Origin of the sequence: Thermococcus sp. (assembly GCF_027063845.1) — an archaeon.
Taxonomy (GTDB): Archaea; Methanobacteriota_B; Thermococci; order Thermococcales; family Thermococcaceae; genus Thermococcus.
Map to the genome: position 1 here is coordinate 1 of NZ_JAMOQU010000049.1, position 1,214 is coordinate 1,214.

General features: G+C 54.5%; 2 protein-coding genes. One reads left to right on the forward strand and one right to left on the reverse strand.

The genetic code is table 11. The features are described from left to right. A partial coding sequence (locus tag MVO87_RS03625) for a hypothetical protein (RefSeq protein WP_297552220.1) occupies positions 1–659 on the forward strand: 659 nt, incomplete at its 5' end. Here the strand turns inward: MVO87_RS03625 and MVO87_RS03630 are convergent. Then, a partial coding sequence (locus MVO87_RS03630; protein ID WP_297552222.1) for an SAM-dependent methyltransferase occupies positions 646–1,214 on the reverse strand: 569 nt, incomplete at its 5' end. The genes MVO87_RS03625 and MVO87_RS03630 overlap by 14 nt on opposite strands.

The window sequence follows — 1,214 nt, forward strand, 5'->3', positions numbered from 1 at the left end:
CCGAGAAGTATAACGGAGAGGTTATGGACATAAGGACCGCCCTCGATGAGGGCGAGGCTATGGACACGATAATAGGCCTGACGAGGAAAAAGCTGAACTCGCCAATAGGGCCAGAGGACGTGGAAGGAGCCGTCCTTGTGAGGAGAGACTTCCTGAGCGTTTACAGGGAACTGCTCATGGACACACCCCTGTTGCTCCTCAAGCTCATGCCCGAGTGGAACGAGATGACGATAAAGCTCTACGACACGGGGAAGCGCTACGAGGAGAACATCGAGAGGCTCATGCTCGTCATAGAGGACCTTGACCTTGGCTTCATCGTTGGTGAGGGCTGGGACTGGGACTATCCAAGGCCCTTCATGCGCGTTCCGGTTTACAAGCTTAAGCTCCTGACATGGGAAGACCCGCTCCGCGTGAAGTTCCTGCTGAAGGGACTCGAATACAGGGGCTACAAGAGGCTCTGCGACATAGACGTTTTCGTCGAAGGCAAGAAGATAGACTGGGTGAAGCTGGGAAAGTTTGACTCCAAGTTCGAGCTGGCCGAGAAGGCGCGGGAGGAGCTGGAGAAGATCCTAAGCGACGATGTCAGGGGAAAGCTCCACGAAATAGAAGAGAGGCTCCTCGGAGACACCAGAGAAGAGAGTGAAGTCAAAGCTTCCTGAGCTTCGCGACGAAGAAACCGCTCGTCCCGTGTCTGTCGGGATAAAAGCGCCTCGCCTTCTTTATTTCCTCGCTCAGCTCGACTCCGAAGGGCCTCGTTAGTGCGGGCTCGCCGTAGCGGAGGGGAAGCAGTTCGACGTCAAAGTTATCGAGAACCCACTGGATTACGAACTCGTTCTCCTCAGGTTCGAGGGAGCAGGTGGAGTAGACCAGGATTCCGCCCTTCCTGAGGACGCTCAAGGCCTTCTCAAGCATCTTCATCTGGAGGTTCTGGCAGAACTTCACATCTTCTATCGTGCGGTTAGCCTTCCGCTCGGGGTTCTTGTGTATCGTCCCTGAACCTGTGCACGGTGCATCGAGGAGGATTTTATCGAACTCAATGCCGAGTTCATCTATGTAGAGCGAGGAGCGGTGGAAGAGAACTGTATTAGTAACGCCGAGGCGCGAGAGGTTTAAGCGGGTCTCCTTCAGTCTGTCCTCGCCAACATCAAAAGCGTAGATTATTCCCTCGTTTTCCATAAGCTGGGCTAAATAGCTCGTCTTCCCTCCTGGAGCGG